Source organism: Streptomyces coerulescens (genome assembly GCF_042657965.1).
GTDB lineage: Bacteria > Actinomycetota > Actinomycetes > Streptomycetales > Streptomycetaceae > Streptomyces > Streptomyces coerulescens.
This window is the reverse complement of the sequence record NZ_JBHSKM010000007.1, coordinates 354,906-370,356: the sequence shown is the minus strand read 5'-3', so window position 1 is coordinate 370,356 and position 15,451 is coordinate 354,906. Positions and strand designations below refer to the sequence as shown.

The window sequence follows — 15,451 nt, the reverse complement described above, 5'->3', positions numbered from 1 at the left end:
AGTTGAACAACCCCCTAAGGGGCGCGGGGAACTGCGCGAGCAACCACGACGAGCCCGCACCCGCCGATGGCGCTCAGCCCCCCTGCTGCGACCGCGCCTTGAACGCCGCCTTCCGCGCTTCTTTCGCCACCTTCTTGTCCGGATGCAACCGCCCCATCGCCTCCAGCACATCCGCCGTGTCCGGATGATCCACCCGCCAGGCCGCCGCGAAGAACCCGCTGTGCTGCGCGGCAAGCCCCTCGACCAAGGCCTCCAGCTCCTCGGAGTTCCCTTCGGCCGCCAGCTGCGCGGCAACCGTGTCGACGGTCAGCCAGAACACCAGGTCCTGGGAGGGCGCGGGCACGTCCGAGAACCCGGCCTCGGTCAGCCACACGCGTGCCAGCCCGCCCAGTTCGGGGTCGTCGAGGACCTCCCGCAGGGCCGGTTCGGCCTCCGCGCCCACCAGCGACAGCGCCTGCTGGCAGCGCAGCCGCCGCAGTGGTGCCCCGGGGTCGCCGCCACGTGCCGCCGCCAGCAACTCCCGTGCCGCGGCGAGGGATTCGCGCCGGGCCAGCCACTGCTCGGTCTCGATCCGGGCGGCGGCCTGCGGGAACAGCGCCGTCCCGTCGAGCAGTGCGTCGGCGCCCTTGTCCACGAGGTCGCCGACCGCGGGTGCCTCGAACCCGGCCTCCAGCAGCCGCGCCCGCATGCCGTACAGCCCGAGCGGGGTCAGCCGCACCATGCCGTAGCGCGAGACGTCGGTGTCGTCGATGCCGCCCGGCAGTTCGTCGGCGGACTCGGCGTCGGCCATCAGCGCCTCGTCCACGGGCTGGTACTCGACGAGGCCGACCGGGTCCAGCAGCCGGAACTGGTCGTCCAGGCGCATCATGGCGTCGGAGACCTGCTCCAGTACGTCGTTGGTGGGCTCGCCCATGTCGCTGGGGACGATCATCGACGCGGCGAGGGCGGGCAGCGGTACGGGCCCGTCGCCAGGACCGTCCTCACTGACCGTCAGCAGATAGAGGTTGCCGAGCACGCCGTCGAGGAACTCCGCCTCGGCGTCGGGGTCCCAGTCCAGCTGGGAGAGGTCGACCTCGCCGCCCTCGTCCATGGCGTCGACCAGGTCGTCGAGGTCGGGCACGCTCGCGTCCGCGAGCACCGTCTCCAGCGCGGCCAGCCACACGGCGAGCACGTCCTGTGGCGCACCGCCGGTCAGCAGCGCCAGATCCGCGCCGGCCGTGACGGTGCCCTCGTCCTCGTCGACGACCTCGACCAGACCGGTGTCGACGGCGACCCGCCAGGCCTCACTCGCGTACGCGGCGGCGTCGTCCCCGCCGAGGCCGAGTTCCGCGGCGGCGGCCGGCACCTGCTCGTCGACGAGGCCGCCCCCGGCGTCGATGCGGGTGTCGGGCCCGGCCCAGCGGGCCAGCCGCGCGGCGCGGGAGAGCAACGGCGTGGACAGCGCGTCCCGCGCCAGCTCCGCTTCGGGGTGCAGCCGTACCGGCGGCAAGGGGGCGCTGTCTGACATCGGATGGTTCTCCTAGACGCTTTGCACGGCCGTACGCAGCACGGCTCATCAGCCGCTGCACATCGCGGCTCAGTCGCTCAGCCTAGACGGATTTCCACCCATGCCGCCCGGTTCATCTCCCTGTCGGCCGGTGTACATGGCCGAAACCTTGACAAGTGGCGTGACCACGCAGGAGATTACGCGCGTAGAAATTTGGCGGACATCTGTTCACTGTATTTTCTACGCGCGTTGCAGTCTGACCGGCCACCGACCGACCGGTCGCACGCTCCATCCCGCTTTTCACCCTCGTCCCGGCACCCACGCATGTCCCCGGAGGGATCCCGTTGCCGAGCAAGAAGTCCGCGCGTCTCGCCGCGCTCACCGTCGCCGCCGTCTGTTCCGCGGCGTCCACCGTCGTACTGACCGCGCCGGCGCACGCCGACTCCGTGCGCATCCATGACGTCCAGGGCAGTACCCGAATATCCCCGTACGCCGGCAAGCAGGTCACGGACGTGGCCGGAATCGTCACCGGCGTACGCACCTACGGGTCCTCCAGAGGCTTCTGGATCCAGGACCCGACCCCGGACGACAACCCGGCCACCAGCGAGGGCGTCTTCGTCTTCACCAGCTCCAACCCGAAGGTCGCCGTCGGCGACTCGGTCCTGGTCTCGGGCACGGTCTCCGAGTACGTCCCGGGCGGCGCCTCCTCCGGCAACCAGTCGCTGACCGAGATCACCAAGCCGGTGATCACCGTCGTCTCCAGCGGCAACGCGGTCCCGGCCGCCAAGGTGATCGACGCGAAGTCGGTGCCGGGCACCTACAGCCCCGAGGGCGACACCGCCGCCGGCGGCTCGGTCAACGGCCTGGCCCTGCGGCCGGAGCAGTACGCCCTGGACTACTACGAGTCCCTGGAGGGCGAGAACGTCCAGGTCGCCGACACCCGCGTGGTCGGCGCCACCGACCCGTACACCGAGCTGTGGGTGACGGTGAAGCCGTGGGAGAACCGCAACCGCCGCGGCGGCACGGTCTACGGCTCCTACGACTCCCAGAACACCGGCCGGCTCCAGATCCAGTCCCTTGGCAAGACGGCCGACTTCCCCACCGCGAACGTCGGCGACGTCCTCCAGGGCGCCACCGCGGGCCCGTTGGACTACAACCAGTTCGGTGGCTACACCTTGGTCGCCAACCAGCTCGGCACCCTGAAGAGCGCCGGTCTGAAGAAGGAGGCCACGCGGAAACAGTCACGCGGCGAGCTGGCGGTCGCCACGTACAACGTGGAGAACCTGGACCCGTCCGACGGCACGTTCGCGGAGCACGCGTCCGCGATCGTGAACAGCCTCCAGTCGCCCGACATCGTGTCCCTGGAGGAGATCCAGGACAACAACGGCGCGACGAACGACGGCACGGTCGCCGCCGACCAGACGCTGGCCAAGCTGACCGACGCGATCGTCGCGGCCGGCGGCCCCAAGTACGACTGGCGCTCGATCGACCCGGTGAACAACGCCGACGGCGGCGAGCCGGGCGGCAACATCCGCCAGGTCTTCCTGTTCAACCCGGAGCGGGTGTCCTTCACCGATCGTGCGGGCGGCGACGCCACGACCGCCGCCGGTGTGACGAAGGTGCGCGGCAAGGCGGCCCTCACGGTCTCCCCGGGCCGGATCGACCCGGCGAACGCGGCCTTCGGCAACAGCCGCAAGCCGCTGGCCGGCGAGTTCGTCTTCCGCGGCAAGACCGTCTTCGTGATCGCCAACCACCTCAACTCCAAGGGTGGCGACCAGGGTCTGACGGCGCAGTACCAGCCGCCGAGCCGCAGCTCCGAGGTCCAGCGCCATGCGCAGGCCACGGCGATCCACGGCTTCGTCAAGGACATCCTCGACACCCAGAAGAACGCGGACGTCATCGCCCTCGGCGACATCAACGACTTCGAGTTCTCCGACACGGTGAAGATCCTCGAAGGTGACGGCGAGCTGTGGTCGGCGATCAAGTCGCTGCCGAGGAGCGAGCGTTACTCCTACGTCTACCAGGGCAACGCCCAGACGCTGGACCAGATCCTGGTCAGCCCGTCGATCCGGCGCGGCTGCGACTTCGAGTACGACAGCGTGCACATCAACTCGGAGTTCAACGACCAGATCAGCGACCACGACCCGCAGGTGCTGCGCTTCCGCCCGTAACCTCCGGTGCGGCTCAGGGCTGGCTGAACACGCCGTTCAGCCAGCCCTTCCACATCTCCTCGTCCGCCGCGGCGTCGGCGCCCGGCGCGAAGTCGTGCACCGACATGCCGACCATGTGGCCCCAGTGGTTGCGGCCGAAGAAGCGGATGAGCGCGTCGTCCGTGCGCAGCCCGAGGAAGTAGGGGTTGCGGAAGTCGACGACGGCGTCCAGGACCTGCCCCTGGGGACCGCGCACCTGCACCCGCGCGCCCTGCTCGGTGTCGTCGGCGAGGCCGAGCGCCCGGCCCACGGTGACGAACGCGTCGGAGGCCTTGGACGCCTCGGGGCCGTCGAAGGTGGCGAACGCGGTGACCGGGCGGCCGCGGAAGCGGGTGAGGTACTGGCGCAGGGTGTGCAGATAGAACTCGGTGTGCCGGTTGGCGCCGTCGTACTGGTTGTCCCAGTCGTCGACGAAGATGCCGCTGTGCACATAGCGCACCCAGGCGCGGCGGCCCTCGTCGCGCGGCTCGATGGTGTAGTCGAGCTGGTTGAGGGTCTGCTCGGAGATGCCGTCGACGTCCTCGACGCGGTTGGTGTAGTGGTGCGGCGGGTCCCAGGCGGTCACCTCGGAACCGAAGGGGCCCTTCCCGCCCACGTGCGGCTCGGGCGCCTCCATCGGCCACAGCCAGCCGCCGGTGCCGGCGGTCACGGCCTCCCACACCTCCTCGGGCGTGGCGTCGACCTCGAACTCCTGGGCGATCTCGAATTCCTTGGACATGGTGGGCTCCTGGGTCCTACTGGTTCGGTTCGGGGGCGGGCTGCTGGTTCTTGACCGTGGGGTGTACGGCGACGACGATCCGGTGATCGCGGCCGCCCTCGGCACCGGGCGCGTCGTACTTGCGGATCAGCGCGCTCACGCCGACCGTCAACTCCTCGATGAACGCCGCCCGTTCGGCGGCCGAGGCGAAGCGGACCTCGCCGTCCAGCGCGTAGGTCGCCAGTCGCTTGCGGGCCTTGGTCGCGCCGGTGATCAGCGAGCCGACGTCCCGCACGAGGCGGGCGCCGAGCGCGAGCAGCCAGCGGGCCGAGAGCTGGTCACGGAAGCGGTCCGGGTCCGGCTGCACCGAGGCGAGCGCGAGCGGTGAGATCACGTACGACGCGGCGGTCGCCCGCATCAGCCGCTCGGTGACGTTGCCCTTGCGGCGCTCGCCGGCCAGCTCGACCAGGCCGTGCCGTTCCAGGGCCTTGAGGTGGTAGTTCACCTTCTGCCTGGGCAGCCCGACCTTGCCGGCCAGCATGGCGGCCGACGCGGGCCCGGCCGCCAGCTCGGCGAGCAGCCGGGCCCTTATGGGGTCCAGGGAGACGGCTGCGGCCTCGGGGTCCTCGATCACGGTGACGTCCAGCATGGGTCCACCCTCCCACCGAAAACTTTTTTTGTCCAGGAGGCTGAAGTTTTCGGTGGCCGGGTCGGCCGGGGGGCCGGGCCGGCACACAGCAGTGCGGGAGCGGTGGCCCTGCCGCGTGCCACCGCTCCCGCACGATCGCGACCCCGCCGGGCCGGCGTCCCGACCGGACCCGGCGGAGCCGCCGTCTCAGCGGCGCCCGCCGCGCCGGCGCCGCAGCATCCCGGCCGCGACCAGCGCTCCGACCGCCGCGCCGGCCACGAGCACCGGTCGGGGGTGCCGCAGGCCGGCCAGCACGACCGTGCGGACGGGGCGCGGCGCGCCGTGCTCCACCGTGCGGCCCGCTTCGGTCGCCTTGTCCTGGACCCTGTGACCGGCCCGCGTCGCCTTGTCCTGGACGACATGCCCCGCCCGTGTCGCGCCGTCCTGCATCGCATGGCCGGCCTGGGCGGCGCTGCTGCGCAGTTGCACGGTCATCGCGCCCGCCTTGTCCCGCAGGTCGGCGGCGCGGGCCATGGCACGGCCCTTCAGATCGGCCTTCTCCACCAACTCGGCCACGGTGTCGCCGAGTTCGCCGCGCGTCCGCTCGATCCGGTCACGCAGCACCTCGGCCCCCTCGGCGGCCTCCTTCGCGGCCGCGCCGTGTGTCTCCCCCGCAGTCCTGTCCGTCATCGGTGCGCCCTTCCTTTGATCTCCTCGACGTCCGTCCTGACACTGCCGAGAGCCTCTTCGGGCGTGGGCGGTGCGGCCCGGCGCAACTGGGAGCGGCCGGTCGCCGCCAGCACGGCCGCGATCGCGAACAGCACCCCGGTCACGATGAGCGCGGCGGCCCACAGGGACAGCGTCAGCGAGAGGGCGGCGGTGGCGGCCGCGGCCAGGAAGAGCAGCCCGGCGTACGCGACGGCGCCCGCCGCGCCCAGCAGGCCGCCGCCGCGACCGGCCCGCCGGCCCTTCTCGGCCAGCTCCTCCTTGGCGAGGGCGACTTCCTGTCGTACGAGTCGGGAGAGCTGTTCGCCTGCCTGTGCGACGAGTTCGCCCACGGAGTGGTGCTCCTCGCGCACCGGTTCGGGGGCCATGGTCCCGGTCACGGTGTTCCGCCTCCTCTCGGTTCGGAAACCCCGGGTACCCGGACCTGCCCCCGCTATCCCTCCCGTCGGCCGCCCGGTCCGCGCTCGCCCAGCCGGGCCAGCTGGGCCTGGAACCAGTCGAGGCGGGCCTGCAACAGTGCCGCCTCCGCGGTGAGTTCGGGCACCCCTAGCTCCTCGGCGGTCCCGAGATCGCCCGGCGGCACGGACACCGCCCTGCCCGCGACCACCCGCAGCCCCTCCCCCGCCAGCCGGGCGAATCCCGCGAGCGAGACGGACGTACGGCCGCGCAGACAGCCCCCGCAGGACGGGGCGAGTGCCCGCCAGCCGGGGCGGCCCCAGCCGGTGTCGGCCAGCGCCGCGGCGACCGTGCCGCAGACGCACGGGCCGACCGTTGCGGTACGCACCCGCTGACGGGCGTAACGGTAGCCGCGTTCGAAACGGATGTAGCGGCCGAGCACGGTCACGTCGAGCAGTACGGCCGCCCGGTGTTCGGCGGTGCACAGCAGCGCCTCGGCCGCCGTGCGGTCGTGCACACAGTGGAAGCCGCAGTCGCAGTGGCGGTTCGGCGCCCGGTGCCGCAGGCCGTAGACGCAGGACGCCTCGGCCAGGACTCCGTACGGCAGCGCGCCGCCCAGCGACACACCGGTGAACCCGGCCCGGGTGCCGTCCTGGGACAGCATCGGGTGGGCGATCTTGTATCCGGTCGGCGGCTCCGTCGGGCGTTCCTCGGGCAGCCGCAGCCTCATCGGGCGGCCGGGACCTCTTCGGATGCGGACGCGGGTGTCTCGATGTCCTCGATCCTGTCGGCGAGTTCGGCTTCGTCGTCGTGAGTCTGCGGCCGCTCTTCAGCGACGCCGGTGGCGAGTGCCTTGCCGAGCTTCATGACGCCTCCCATGACCAGGGGTCGTTGACCGTCCTGGCCATGGTGACCCATGACGCCCGGATTTGGACATAGGGCCTACACGCCCCACCATGTCGCAGCACTCCTAACCAATACCTCGTAGAAGAATTAAGTGGAGCTACAAGGTCGCCGTGCCGAGACTATTATCATGACGACTGCCGACGCCTCCGCCACCCCCTCGCGCCCGCCGTTCGGCCGCGCCCTGTGCGCCATGATCACGCCCTTCACGCAGGCGGGGTCGCTGGACCTCGACGGCGCGCAGCGGCTCGCCGCCCGGCTGGTGGACGAGGGCTGCGACGGTCTGGTGCTCTCCGGCACCACGGGCGAGTCGCCGACCACGACGGACACGGAGAAGTCGGATCTGATCCGGGCCGTCCGGGAGGCCGTGGACGAGCGGGCGTCGATCGTCGCGGGCGTGGGCACCTTCGACACCCGGCACACCGTCGAACTGGCCCTGGCGGCCGAAAAGGCGGGCGCCGACGGCCTGTTGGTGGTCTCGCCCTACTACAGCAGGCCTCCACAGGACGCCGTGGAGGCGCACTTCCGCGAGATCGCCGACGCGGCGGGGCTGCCGATCGCGCTGTACGACATCCCGGGCCGCACCGGCACCCGGATCGAACCGGAGACCTTGATCCGGCTCGCCGAGCACCCCCGGATCGTCGCGGTGAAGGACTGCTCGTACGACTTCCTCGGCGCCCAGAAGGTGCTGGGCCGTACGGAGTTGGCGTTCTACGCGGGCTGCGACGAGCACAATCTCGCGCTGTACGCGGTGGGCGGGGCGGGGTACGTCAGCACCGTCGCCAATGTGATCCCCCGTCATCTGCGGTCCGTGCTCGACGCGTTCGACGCGGGGGACACCGCGGGCGCGGCCCGGCTGCAGCAGCGGGCCACGCCCCTGATCGAGTCGATGATGTCGGCGGGCCTGCCCGGCGCGGTCACCGCCAAGGCCGTCCTGGGCGAACTCGGTCTGCCCGCGGGCCCGGTCCGCGCACCGCTGCGGCCCGCCGGCCGCGAGGCGGTCGACGGGCTGCTGACGGCGTACGAGGCCGTCACCGCCGACTGATCACCCCCTGATCCGGGTGTGCTCAGCCCCAGGTGTACCCGTCGCCGACGAGCAGGAAGTGCTCCAGCACATCCTCCATGGGATCGTCCACCTGCCCCACGTTGACCAGCCCGATCCGCGGCCCGTTGTGCGAGCCCGTGTTGGTCTCGTCGGCGTACGCGTTCCCGGCCGGCAGCCAGCAGGCCGCCCCCGCTGCCAGCACCCCGACCACCAGTCGCAGCGCGGTCCGGCCCCGCTCGCTCGTCTCCACTCGACCCGTCATCAGCCCTCGGCCCTCATCTCGTCGTTTCGGCGTGTGATCGGAAACTGCGTCCACCGGTTCATCTGCCCGGACCGCCGGGAGGTCACGACGTGTAACCCGTACGTGAGCGTGGCGCGCCGCACGATCCACGATCACGCGAGCGCCCTCCCACGGACCTGTGCGGGTCGCGGGAGGGCGCTCGGTCATGACCGGTGCCTTACGGCTGTCGGAGTCGGTCAGTTGTGGCTGTGGAGGACCTCGTTCAGGCCGCCCCACACCGCGTTGTTCGGGCGGGCCTCGACGGTGCCGGTGACGGAGTTGCGGCGGAAGAGGATGTGGGACGCGCCGGACAGCTCGCGGGCCTTGACGATCTGGCCGTCGGGCATGGTGACGCGGGTGCCGGCCGTGATGTACAGGCCCGCCTCGACGACGCACTCGTCGCCCAGCGCGATGCCGACGCCGGCCTCGGCACCGATCAGGCACCGCTCGCCGATGGAGATGATCACGTTGCCGCCGCCGGACAGCGTGCCCATCGTCGAGGCGCCGCCACCGATGTCGGAGCCGTTGCCGACCACGACGCCCGCGGAGATACGGCCCTCGACCATGGACGTGCCGAGGGTGCCGGCGTTGAAGTTGACGAAGCCCTCGTGCATGACCGTGGTGCCCTCGGAGAGGTGCGCGCCCAGGCGGACCCGGTCGGCGTCGGCGATACGGACGCCCTTCGGCGCCACGTAGTCCGTCATGCGGGGGAACTTGTCGACCGACGTCACCTGGAGGTGCAGGCCCTCGGCGCGGGCGTTCAGCCGGACCTTCTCGACGTCGTCCACGGCGACCGGGCCGAGCGAGGTCCAGGCCACGTTGGCGAGGAAGCCGAACTGGCCCTCCAGGCTCAGGCCGTGCGGCTTGACCAGGCGGTGCGAGAGCAGGTGCAGGCGCAGATAGACGTCGTGCGCGTCGATCGGCTTGTCGTCGATCGAGGCGATGACCGTGCGGACCGCGACGACCTCGACGCCTCGGCGGGCGTCCGGACCGATCGCCTTCGCGGCGCCTTCGCCGAGCAGCTCGACGGCCCTCTCGGCGGAGAGCCGCTCACTGCCGGAGGGGCCGGGCTCGGCGATGAGCTCGGGCGCGGGGAACCAGGTGTCGAGAACAGTGCCGTCGGCGGCGATCGTGGCGAGGCCGGCGGCCGCGGCGCCGGTGGTGCGAGGAGCAGTCGTGTCGGTCATGAGGGCAACCTAACCGGCCGGGGCACGTCGGGGCGAACTCGGGCAGGGGGCGTCTCAGGGTGCGAGCCGCAGGGGTGGAGGGGCGGTGCGGGGCCGTACGGAAGGGGCGGTACGGAAGCGGCGGTACGGAAGCGGCGCTGCGGAGGGGGCGGTACGGAAGCAGCCCTACGGAAGCGGCGCTGCGGAAGGGGCGGTACGGAAGCGGCGCTGCGGAGGAGGCGGTACGGAAGCGGCCATACGGAAGCGGCGCTGCGGAGGGGGCGGTACGGAAGCAGCCCTACGGAAGCGGCGCTGCGGAAGGGGCGGTACGGAAGCGGCCATACGGAAGCGGCGGTACGGCGCGGCGCTGCGGAGGGGGCGCGTACGGGGCGGGCGCGTACGGTGCCGGGTTCCTTCGTGTGCTGCGAAGACACGGGCGCCCTGCCCGACCACGCCGGCCCTCGCACCCCCGTGGCGCGGGCCGGCGTGGTCGTCCGGGTGTCAGGGCCGCCTGCCCGCCTCGTTCACCACCGCCTTCACCACGTACGCGTTGCCGCCGACCACTTCGCCGTCCTCGACCGTGCGCTCGCCGACGACCTCGAAGGTCACGGGATCGAGCAGCCACTCGTCGGCGCGCTCGGCGCCCTCGCCGCCGGGCTCGGGGAACCTGATGGCCACGGCGTACTGGCCGGCCTCGTCCTGGACCAGGTGGTCGACCAGCTTGCCGCCCGGCATCGTGGCCAGGGCGCGGTACAGGCCGGCCAGGCCGTCGGGGGGCTGGACATAGGCGTCGAGCAGGACCGAGATCTCGGTGTAGTCGTTCCCGGCCTGGGTCAGGTTCTTGTCGTCGACGAGGGCGTTCTCCTCGCGCAGCGCCTTGAGCGCGCCTTCCCCGTCGGACGGCAGGGTGGACAGGAAGCGGTACATCTGGCGGGGCGAACGGTCGTCGTACTCGTCGCCGAGGCCTTCGAGGTTCAGCTCAGTGGTCTCCAGGTCCCCGGGGTCCTCGGCCCCGGGCCTGGGGTAGGAGGCGAGCTCGGCGCCGTCGTAGCGGAGCCATTTCTCCAGCGCGAAGTCCGCGTCGTCGTCCCCCTCCTGGGTCTCCTTGGCGTAGATCCACTGTTCGGCGCGCGGTTCGGCGACCGGCGGCTGCTCCTCCACCGTCCGCGCCGCGAACTCCAGGAACTCTCGCACGCTCATCCCCTTCAGATCGAGGCCCGGCGCCACGGCGGGCGTGCCCTCGCGTTCCCCCCGGTGCGCCTGGACCAGCAGGGTCGCGGTGACGACGACCGCCGTCACGGCGGCGAAGACGGCGGCGATCACCAGCGGGCGCCGTCCCCATGTCACCCGGCTCCGCCGTGCCGTCACGGCCGCCTCGACCAGCCGGGCCCGCCCCGGGGCCAGCCGCGCCCGGTCGGCGACGGGGGCGTCGGCGCGCAGTTCCCGTACCTGGGTCATCTCGTCCACGGTCAAGCCACCTCCGCCGTGTCGCTCACGAATGCCGGATCGGCGCCCAGCGCCGTACGTACCTTGCGCCGGGCTCTGTTGAGCCGGGAGCGGACCGTCCCCACCGGGAGGTCCAGCGCCTCGGCGACCTCCTGGTAGGTGAGGTCGGCCCAGGCCACGAGGAGCAGCACATGCCGGTCGCCCGCCGAGAGCGAGGCGAGGGCGTCGGCGAGCGGGCCCTGCGCGGCGACGCGGCTGTCGGTGTCCTCCACCCAGGAGGCGGCGACCGGATCGTGCCCCGTGCGGGCCAGCGCCCGCAGTGCCCGTACCTCGGCGCGGCGCTGCTTGCCGATGAGGTTGGCTGCGATGCCGTAGAGCCAGGGGCGTGCGCTGGGGCGGGTGCGGTCGTAGCGGGCGCGGATGCGGAAGGCGGTCAGGAAGGTGTCGGCGGTGATGTCGTCGGCCGCCGTCTCCCCGAGTCGCCGGGCCGCGTACCGGTGGATGTCGGGCGCGTAGCGGTCGTAGAGCCGGGCGAACAGCTCGGGCTGTTCCAGCGATCCGGCCACGACCTCGGCGTCGTTCGCCACCGTTGCCGCCGGCGGCGGTGGTCCGCTCACAAGGCCTCCCCCTGTCGTGTCGTACTGAGCGTGTCACCCCCTGTTCCCCGCAGGGCGGCAAAGAGTTCACGACAGGTCGGGCATCGGACATCCGGGTCCGTCAGGGAATCACACGGCGCAGGACATCACGCGCGTATCCCTCGTCGTACGGCGTCTCCGTGAGCAGCACCTGCAGGCAGATTCCGTCCATCAGCGCCACCAGCGCCCGTGCCGTGACCGGGTCGGTGCACCGGGACAGGCGGTCGGCGAGGTCATGGGCCCACTCGGCGGCGACCGGGCGCAGGGCGGGGCGGCGCAGGGCGGCCAGGTACAGCTCGTACTCCAGCTCCACGCCCGTGCGGTCGCCCGCGAGCCACTCGCCCATCCAGCCGGCGAGTTCGGCGGCGAGGTCGGTCGCCGGGTCCTCCAGGCCGCCGCGTGAGGCGATGACCTTGGCGAAGCCCTCGTTGGCCTGGCGCAGCGCGGCGACCAGGAGGTCGTCGAGGGTCTTGAAGTGGTACGTCGTCGAGCCGAGCGGCACGTCCGCCTCGGCGGCGACGGTGCGGTGGCTCAGTCCGGCGATGCCCTTCTCCCCAACGACCCGGATCGCGGCGTCGATGATCCGCTGTCGCCGCTCGGGGTCGTAGCGCCGGGCCATCAGTGCGCACCGCCCAGGTTCAGCACGACCACGCCGACGATGATCAGCGCGATGCCGGCGGCCTTGGTGACCGTCATCCCCTCCCCCATGAACAGGATCCCGATGGTGGCGATGGCCGCGGTGCCGACGCCGGCCCAGATCGCGTAGGCCGTACCCACCGAGACGCTCTTCAGCGTCTGGGCGAGCAGCGTGAAGGAGAGCAGATAACCGATGGCGGTCAGCAGCGAGGGCAGGAGTCGGCTGAAGCCCTCGCTGTACTTCATCGCGGTCGTGGCGGCCACCTCGGCCGCTATGGCTCCGGCGAGCAGCAGGTATCCCATGTGTACAAGCGTACACAACGATGCGTACGGTCGTACACAAAACCGTCCCGCGTGCTACGGCCTGGCCGCCTCGAATCGGTCGCGGGCCTGCTCGATGTGTCCGATGTAGCGGTGGGTCCAGTCGCACATGCCGTCGATGGTCACCCGCAGGGCCCGGCCCGGCTCGGTGAGGGTGTACTCGACGCGCGGCGGCACCGTGGGGTGCACGGTGCGCTCGATCAGGCCGTTGCGCTCCAGCATGCGCAGGTTCTGGGTGAGCATCTTGTGGCTGATGCCGTCGACCTCGTCGCGCAGTTCGCTGAAGCGCAGGGTGCGTTCCCCGATCGCCTCGATGATCAGCAGCGCCCATTTGTTGGCGATGTCCGTGAAGATCTCCCGGGCCAGGGAATCGGCGCGCGTCACGTCCGCCGGGTCGACCGAGTCGCTGAGCTGCTTGGTACCCATGAGGTTCCCCAGTCACTGAAAAGTGCGTTCTTCCACGTCAGCACTCACTCTCCTATGGTTCCTGAGTAACCACAAGTGACTACGGAGCTCGGAGCGCGATGCTCGGGCCCCGCGCGCAAGGAGCGGACACCATGGCCATCACCCTGATCAACCCGGCCGGACTCGTGGAGGTCGACGCCTACCACCAGGTGGCGATCGCCGGCGGCTCGAAGCTGGTCTTCGTCGCCGGGCAGGTCTCCTGGGACGCGGACGGTGTCACGGTCGGTCCGGGCGACCTCGCCGCACAGGTCGAACAGTGCTACCTCAACGTCGGCACCGCCCTGGCCGCGGCCGGAGCCTCCTTCGAGGACGTGGCGAAGCTGAACGTCCATGTCGTCGACTGGACTCCCGACAAGATGCCCCTGCTGATGGAGGGCATCACCCGGGCCGCCGCCAGGCTGGGTGGCGCCCCCGTCCCGCCGGCCACGCTGCTGGGCGTCGCGGCCCTCGACGTGCCCGAGCACCTGGTCGAGATCGAGGCCACGGCCGTACTCGACTGACCCGGCCCGCCGAGCGGGGTCAGCAGGTGCGGCGGCGGTAGCCGGCCTCCCCCACGGGCACGACGTCGAGGTCGCGCAGGACCACGGACAGCTGGTCGCCCCACTCCTCGCAGGCGGCGGCCAGGCCGTCCGCGCGGTACTCGATGACGAAGACCCGGTCGTCGTAGGCGTCCGCGTAGGCGCCGCACTCCTCGTACTGGCCGCACTCCTCGGCGACCGCGAAGTCGAAGCCCAGGTCGCGGCCCCGCCGGGCCAGGGAGGCGGCGTTCTTCTGGCCGATCGCCAGACCGGCGGCGTGGGCGCGGGCGGCGAGCAGCTTGCCGAAGGCCACGTTGTCGGCGGCGGTCAGCAGCCCGTCGGACCGCTCGTTGGAGTCGAGGTTGTCCGCCTCGACGGCCTGGAAGCCGGCGTCCGCGCAGCCGTCGATCCACTTCCCCACGATCCCGGCGAGCCGTTCGCGCTTGGCGGGCGTGGAGATGTCCAGCAGGATCTCGTCCCAGTCCCGGTCGACGACCGGGGTGCCGTCGTCGGCACGCAGCAGCAGGTCGGGGGCGTGCTCCTCCCACCACTGGGCCGCGTCCGGCTGGGCCTGGAAGGCGTTGACGTAGCAGATGTTGTAGACGCCGGGCGCGGGCTTGACGGTGCGGTCGCGGGAGACCGCCTCCACACCGTTCGGCGGCCGGTAGGCGCCGCCGATCTGGTAGTCGAAGTCGATGCCCGGATCGGGCAGTTGCACCTCGCCCTCGCCGCCAGGGGCCGTGGTCGAGGGTGCGGCGGGACGGTCCGGCGCGGCGCCGTCCTCCCCGTCGGACGCCGTGCAACCGCCGACGGCGAGGGCGAGCGCACCGCACAGCGCCACGACCGCCGGCGCTCGGCGAAGGGCACGGGTGACGCGGTGGACCATGATCCGGGGGCTCCTGTCGGTGCGTGAACCGCGGTGCTGCCCGGCCATGATGCCCTGTTCGAAGGGCCCGAGTTCGCAGGAGCCTGCTCTACGGCTCCCCGCGGTGCTCGGCGCACAGACACCCCACGCCCCGCTCGATCCACTCCCGGCCGGCCCACTCCGGATGCCGCTCGATCAGCAGCGCCTTCACCTCGGCGGCGATCTCGTCCTCGCCCATCGCGGAGTCCCGTCGCCGCCAGGTCTCGTCGCGCAGCTCGCGCAGATAGTCCCGGACGTCGGTGAGCACCCGCGGACCGCCGATGTCGCCGTGCCCGGGGACCACCACCCGGGCCCGGCCCGCGACCAGCCGGTCCAGCACCGCCAGCCAGCGCACGCCGGAGACATCCGTGTCGTACGGCGGGAACCACGGGAAGATGGCGAACTGCCCGGTCTCGGCCAGGTCACCGGTGAACAGCACCCCGGCGTCCGGCACTTCGACCACCTGGTCGCCCTTCGTGTGGCCCGGTCCGGTGGCCCGCAGCCGTACGATCCGGCCGCCCAGGTCCAGGTCGTGACCGCCGTCGTGGACCACGTCGGGGCCGGGCGGCCGGACGCCTTCGAGGCGGCGGGCGATCTCCCCGCCGAAGGCCCGGAACATCTCCAGGTAGCCCGTTCCCTTGGCGCCGAGGTCGTCGGCCTGTGCGCGGTTGACGAGGTAGGTGGCCTCGTCGGCGAAGACATGGGCGCCGAAGGCGTGTTCCGGGTGGAAGTGGGTCGTGGTCAGGTAGAGCCGCCGGCCGTTGGCGACCTCGGTGGCGAACGCGAGAACCTGCTCGGCGTTGGCGGTGCCGAGGCCCGTGTCGACGACGAGCACGGCCCGGGTTCCGCCGATGACACCGATGTTGGGCACCAGCGGGACCCCTCGGTTCGGGATCACCAGCACATCGGCGGCGATCTCCTCGGCGCCCGCCGTACGCACGGCGGGGTCGGGCAGGGGCTCTTCGGACATCGATTTCCCGGTCATGTTC

General features: G+C 71.7%; 19 protein-coding genes. 3 read left to right on the top strand and 16 right to left on the bottom strand.

The window, feature by feature from the left end; genetic code table 11:
- Window positions 1–73: 73 nt before the first annotated feature.
- The gene (locus ACFPQ9_RS13560; protein ID WP_380851945.1) at window positions 74–1,507 is read right to left on the bottom strand and encodes a hypothetical protein; all 1,434 of its coding nucleotides are present in this window, start codon (window positions 1,505–1,507) and stop codon (window positions 74–76) included.
- Window positions 1,508–1,830: 323 nt separating this feature from the next.
- On the opposite strand from ACFPQ9_RS13560, the gene ACFPQ9_RS13555 reads away from it, so the two are divergent.
- Window positions 1,831–3,657, top strand: coding sequence for an endonuclease/exonuclease/phosphatase family protein (locus ACFPQ9_RS13555; RefSeq protein WP_380851942.1), 1,827 nt, complete (start codon window positions 1,831–1,833; stop codon window positions 3,655–3,657).
- 13 nt (window positions 3,658–3,670) lie between these two features.
- Here ACFPQ9_RS13555 and ACFPQ9_RS13550 read toward each other — a convergent pair whose 3' ends face one another.
- From ACFPQ9_RS13550 to ACFPQ9_RS13525, 6 genes are all read right to left on the bottom strand, one after another.
- Complete coding sequence (locus ACFPQ9_RS13550; RefSeq protein ID WP_380851939.1) at window positions 3,671–4,414, bottom strand: SRPBCC family protein; 744 nt, start codon at window positions 4,412–4,414, stop codon at window positions 3,671–3,673.
- Between the two features lie 16 nt (window positions 4,415–4,430).
- On the bottom strand, window positions 4,431–5,042 hold the full coding sequence (locus ACFPQ9_RS13545; RefSeq protein ID WP_380851936.1) for an ArsR/SmtB family transcription factor: 612 nt from the start codon (window positions 5,040–5,042) through the stop codon (window positions 4,431–4,433).
- 186 nt (window positions 5,043–5,228) lie between these two features.
- Window positions 5,229–5,711 (bottom strand): DUF3618 domain-containing protein, encoded by a 483-nt coding sequence (locus ACFPQ9_RS13540; protein WP_380851933.1) that lies wholly within the window; start codon window positions 5,709–5,711, stop codon window positions 5,229–5,231.
- Window positions 5,708–6,127: a phage holin family protein gene (locus tag ACFPQ9_RS13535; protein ID WP_380851930.1), complete on the bottom strand. Its 420-nt coding sequence runs from the start codon at window positions 6,125–6,127 to the stop codon at window positions 5,708–5,710. The genes ACFPQ9_RS13540 and ACFPQ9_RS13535 overlap by 4 nt, the downstream gene beginning before the upstream one ends.
- 53 nt (window positions 6,128–6,180) lie before the next feature.
- Complete coding sequence (locus ACFPQ9_RS13530) at window positions 6,181–6,873, bottom strand: hypothetical protein (protein WP_380851927.1); 693 nt, start codon at window positions 6,871–6,873, stop codon at window positions 6,181–6,183.
- The gene (locus ACFPQ9_RS13525; protein WP_380851924.1) at window positions 6,870–7,010 is read right to left on the bottom strand and encodes a hypothetical protein; all 141 of its coding nucleotides are present in this window, start codon (window positions 7,008–7,010) and stop codon (window positions 6,870–6,872) included. Before ACFPQ9_RS13525 ends, ACFPQ9_RS13530 begins: the two co-directional genes overlap by 4 nt.
- 166 nt (window positions 7,011–7,176) lie before the next feature.
- On the opposite strand from ACFPQ9_RS13525, the gene dapA reads away from it, so the two are divergent.
- Window positions 7,177–8,091 (top strand): 4-hydroxy-tetrahydrodipicolinate synthase, encoded by a 915-nt coding sequence (gene dapA / locus ACFPQ9_RS13520; RefSeq protein ID WP_380851921.1) that lies wholly within the window; start codon window positions 7,177–7,179, stop codon window positions 8,089–8,091.
- 22 nt (window positions 8,092–8,113) lie between these two features.
- Here the strand turns inward: dapA and ACFPQ9_RS13515 are convergent, their stop codons facing one another.
- The 7 genes from ACFPQ9_RS13515 to ACFPQ9_RS13485 form a co-directional block, all read right to left on the bottom strand.
- Entirely contained in the window at window positions 8,114–8,353 is a 240-nt protein-coding gene (locus tag ACFPQ9_RS13515) for a hypothetical protein (RefSeq protein ID WP_380851918.1), read from the bottom strand.
- A gap of 215 nt (window positions 8,354–8,568) precedes the next feature.
- Entirely contained in the window at window positions 8,569–9,558 is a 990-nt protein-coding gene (dapD, locus tag ACFPQ9_RS13510; RefSeq protein WP_380851915.1) for a 2,3,4,5-tetrahydropyridine-2,6-dicarboxylate N-succinyltransferase, read from the bottom strand.
- Window positions 9,559–10,038: 480 nt separating this feature from the next.
- Window positions 10,039–10,995 carry a CU044_5270 family protein gene (locus ACFPQ9_RS13505; RefSeq protein ID WP_380852395.1) on the bottom strand — a complete coding sequence of 319 codons (957 nt, stop codon included), beginning with the start codon at window positions 10,993–10,995 and terminating at the stop codon, window positions 10,039–10,041.
- An 11-nt stretch (window positions 10,996–11,006) separates the two neighbouring features.
- Complete coding sequence (locus ACFPQ9_RS13500; RefSeq protein ID WP_380851912.1) at window positions 11,007–11,600, bottom strand: RNA polymerase sigma factor; 594 nt, start codon at window positions 11,598–11,600, stop codon at window positions 11,007–11,009.
- Window positions 11,601–11,700: 100 nt separating this feature from the next.
- On the bottom strand, window positions 11,701–12,237 hold the full coding sequence (locus tag ACFPQ9_RS13495) for a TetR/AcrR family transcriptional regulator (RefSeq protein WP_380851909.1): 537 nt from the start codon (window positions 12,235–12,237) through the stop codon (window positions 11,701–11,703).
- Window positions 12,237–12,557 (bottom strand): DMT family transporter, encoded by a 321-nt coding sequence (locus ACFPQ9_RS13490; RefSeq protein WP_380851906.1) that lies wholly within the window; start codon window positions 12,555–12,557, stop codon window positions 12,237–12,239. Before ACFPQ9_RS13490 ends, ACFPQ9_RS13495 begins: the two co-directional genes overlap by 1 nt.
- 54 nt (window positions 12,558–12,611) lie before the next feature.
- Complete coding sequence (locus tag ACFPQ9_RS13485) at window positions 12,612–13,001, bottom strand: winged helix-turn-helix transcriptional regulator (RefSeq protein ID WP_380851903.1); 390 nt, start codon at window positions 12,999–13,001, stop codon at window positions 12,612–12,614.
- 131 nt (window positions 13,002–13,132) lie between these two features.
- Between ACFPQ9_RS13485 and ACFPQ9_RS13480 the strand changes: the two genes are divergently transcribed.
- The gene (locus tag ACFPQ9_RS13480; protein WP_380851900.1) at window positions 13,133–13,540 is read left to right on the top strand and encodes a RidA family protein; all 408 of its coding nucleotides are present in this window, start codon (window positions 13,133–13,135) and stop codon (window positions 13,538–13,540) included.
- A gap of 19 nt (window positions 13,541–13,559) precedes the next feature.
- Here ACFPQ9_RS13480 and ACFPQ9_RS13475 read toward each other — a convergent pair whose 3' ends face one another.
- Window positions 13,560–14,444: an endo alpha-1,4 polygalactosaminidase gene (locus ACFPQ9_RS13475; RefSeq protein ID WP_380851897.1), complete on the bottom strand. Its 885-nt coding sequence runs from the start codon at window positions 14,442–14,444 to the stop codon at window positions 13,560–13,562.
- Window positions 14,445–14,532: 88 nt separating this feature from the next.
- Window positions 14,533–15,432 carry an MBL fold metallo-hydrolase gene (locus ACFPQ9_RS13470; protein ID WP_380851894.1) on the bottom strand — a complete coding sequence of 300 codons (900 nt, stop codon included), beginning with the start codon at window positions 15,430–15,432 and terminating at the stop codon, window positions 14,533–14,535.
- Window positions 15,433–15,451 lie beyond the last annotated feature (19 nt).

Bases quoted from the DNA above. Each gene is read 5' to 3' on its own strand.
- ACFPQ9_RS13560 (WP_380851945.1), bottom strand. From the start codon at position 1,507: ATGTCAGACAGCGCCCCCTTGCCGCCGGTACGGCTGCACCCCGAAGCG.
- ACFPQ9_RS13550 (WP_380851939.1), bottom strand. From the start codon at position 4,414: ATGTCCAAGGAATTCGAGATCGCCCAGGAGTTCGAGGTCGACGCCACG.
- ACFPQ9_RS13545 (WP_380851936.1), bottom strand. From the start codon at position 5,042: ATGCTGGACGTCACCGTGATCGAGGACCCCGAGGCCGCAGCCGTCTCC.
- ACFPQ9_RS13540 (WP_380851933.1), bottom strand. From the start codon at position 5,711: ATGACGGACAGGACTGCGGGGGAGACACACGGCGCGGCCGCGAAGGAG.
- ACFPQ9_RS13530 (WP_380851927.1), bottom strand. From the start codon at position 6,873: ATGAGGCTGCGGCTGCCCGAGGAACGCCCGACGGAGCCGCCGACCGGA.
- ACFPQ9_RS13525 (WP_380851924.1), bottom strand. From the start codon at position 7,010: ATGAAGCTCGGCAAGGCACTCGCCACCGGCGTCGCTGAAGAGCGGCCG.
- dapA (WP_380851921.1), top strand. From the start codon at position 7,177: ATGACGACTGCCGACGCCTCCGCCACCCCCTCGCGCCCGCCGTTCGGC.
- ACFPQ9_RS13515 (WP_380851918.1), bottom strand. From the start codon at position 8,353: ATGACGGGTCGAGTGGAGACGAGCGAGCGGGGCCGGACCGCGCTGCGA.
- dapD (WP_380851915.1), bottom strand. From the start codon at position 9,558: ATGACCGACACGACTGCTCCTCGCACCACCGGCGCCGCGGCCGCCGGC.
- ACFPQ9_RS13505 (WP_380852395.1), bottom strand. From the start codon at position 10,995: ATGACCCAGGTACGGGAACTGCGCGCCGACGCCCCCGTCGCCGACCGG.
- ACFPQ9_RS13495 (WP_380851909.1), bottom strand. From the start codon at position 12,237: ATGGCCCGGCGCTACGACCCCGAGCGGCGACAGCGGATCATCGACGCC.
- ACFPQ9_RS13490 (WP_380851906.1), bottom strand. From the start codon at position 12,557: ATGGGATACCTGCTGCTCGCCGGAGCCATAGCGGCCGAGGTGGCCGCC.
- ACFPQ9_RS13485 (WP_380851903.1), bottom strand. From the start codon at position 13,001: ATGGGTACCAAGCAGCTCAGCGACTCGGTCGACCCGGCGGACGTGACG.
- ACFPQ9_RS13480 (WP_380851900.1), top strand. From the start codon at position 13,133: ATGGCCATCACCCTGATCAACCCGGCCGGACTCGTGGAGGTCGACGCC.
- ACFPQ9_RS13475 (WP_380851897.1), bottom strand. From the start codon at position 14,444: ATGGTCCACCGCGTCACCCGTGCCCTTCGCCGAGCGCCGGCGGTCGTG.
- ACFPQ9_RS13470 (WP_380851894.1), bottom strand. From the start codon at position 15,432: ATGTCCGAAGAGCCCCTGCCCGACCCCGCCGTGCGTACGGCGGGCGCC.